Below are 1652 nucleotides of genomic sequence, written 5' to 3'. Positions count from 1 at the left end.
CACCGGCTGACCGTAGCGATCGAGCAGGTAAATGCGCGTATTCGCGATCGGACGCCCAATAGGAATGCTTGTATCCTGTGTGACATTGCGCGCCTCATACCAGCTCGCGTAGGTGACCGTTTCCGTTGGGCCATACACATGTAGCAGATGCCGCGGCTTCGCTTGCTGTAGGACGCGGAACACGCATCGCGGATCCGCATTTTCTCCTCCAAACAACAAGTAATGCAGATCACTAAAAGCCTCAACCTTCTCTTTAACCATCTGGTTAAAGAGCGCCGTCGTCAAAAATAGTACTGTCACACCACTTTGCTTGAGCTTACGGGCCAACGTGACAGGAGAAAGCAAAGTCTCCCGCTCGATAACCTCGATGCGTGCCCCATTCAACAGCGGTGTCCAGATCTCGAAAGTCGTCGCGTCAAATGCCAGGTTCGATGCGAGTGCGAAGACGGCTCCCGGCTCAACTTTTATATAATCTGTATTTCGCACCAACCGAACCACGCCTTGATGATGGACCATCACGCCTTTGGGCACACCGGTCGAGCCCGACGTATAGATCACATACGCCAGATGGCGGGATGTCAGGCTCGCCACCGACGGATTCGTGTCCGGCAACGCCGGCACGGTAGCCGGATCGAGCACCGTGCACTCGGCCAGCGCCGCCTCGCCCAACGCAGCACGCCCGGCCGCATCGGCGAGCACAATGCTCGGTGCCGCATCAACGAGGATATGCGCCAAGCGCTCACTCGGATAGGTGGGATCGAGCGGTACATACGCGCCGCCGGCTTTCAGAATCGCCAACAGCCCGACGACCAACGCGGGACTGCGCTGCACGCAGATCGCCACCCGGGCATCCGGCACAACACCCAGTTCGATCAACTGATGCGCGAGACGATTCGCCCGGGCATTGAGCTCGGCGTAACTCAGCGTCTGGTCTTCATACACCAGTGCTGTGGCTTCAGGCGTGCGCGCCACCTGCGCTTCAAACAGCTGGTGAATACATTGGTGCGCCGGATAGTCCCGCTGCGTCGCGTTCCACGTCTGCAGCAACAACGTGCGCTCGGCCGGCGACAGCAACTCAACACGCGTCACAGGATGCGATGCGTCAGCGGCCATCGCCTGCAACGTCGTCTGCAAATAACCGATGTGTCGCTCGATCGTCGCGCGATCGAACAGCGCCGTCGCATAGCCTAGCGCGCCGACCATCTCCTCGCCAGACTCGTACAAGTGCAGGTCCAGATCAAACTTGACCACGTCGTAAGCCCAATCCGCTGGCGTGACCTCTACCTCCGGCAAATCCCACACAGCACGCTCGTTGCTCTGCCACGCAAACATCACCTGGAACAGCGGCGTATGATCCAGCCGCCTCGGCGGCTGCACAATCTCCACCACCTGCTCAAACGGCACATCCTGATGCGCTTGCGCCCCCAGCGTCGTGCGCCGCACCCGCTCAAGCAATTGCGCCGCGCTCGGCTCGCCCGACACATCCAGGCGCAACGCCAACGTGTTCACAAAAAAGCCAATCAACGGCTCAATCTGAGGATGGTGACGATTGGCGCTTGCCGTGCCAATAACCAGATCCTCCTGCCCTGACAGCCGCGCGAGCACTGCGCTCCACGCGGCCAGCACCGTCATGAATAGCGTCGCGCCTTGCG

Annotated in this window: 1 protein-coding gene; it reads right to left on the bottom strand. The window is 60.0% G+C overall.

The window, feature by feature from the left end:
• Positions 1 to 1652 (bottom strand): non-ribosomal peptide synthetase (locus KPG66_RS17245; RefSeq protein WP_237071662.1); only part of this gene is annotated, 1652 nt, incomplete at both ends.

Origin of the sequence: Mycetohabitans sp. B2 (genome assembly GCF_021733735.1) — a bacterium.
GTDB classification, from domain to species: domain Bacteria; phylum Pseudomonadota; class Gammaproteobacteria; order Burkholderiales; family Burkholderiaceae; genus Mycetohabitans; species Mycetohabitans rhizoxinica.
This window is presented reverse-complemented; position numbering and strand designations above follow the sequence as displayed.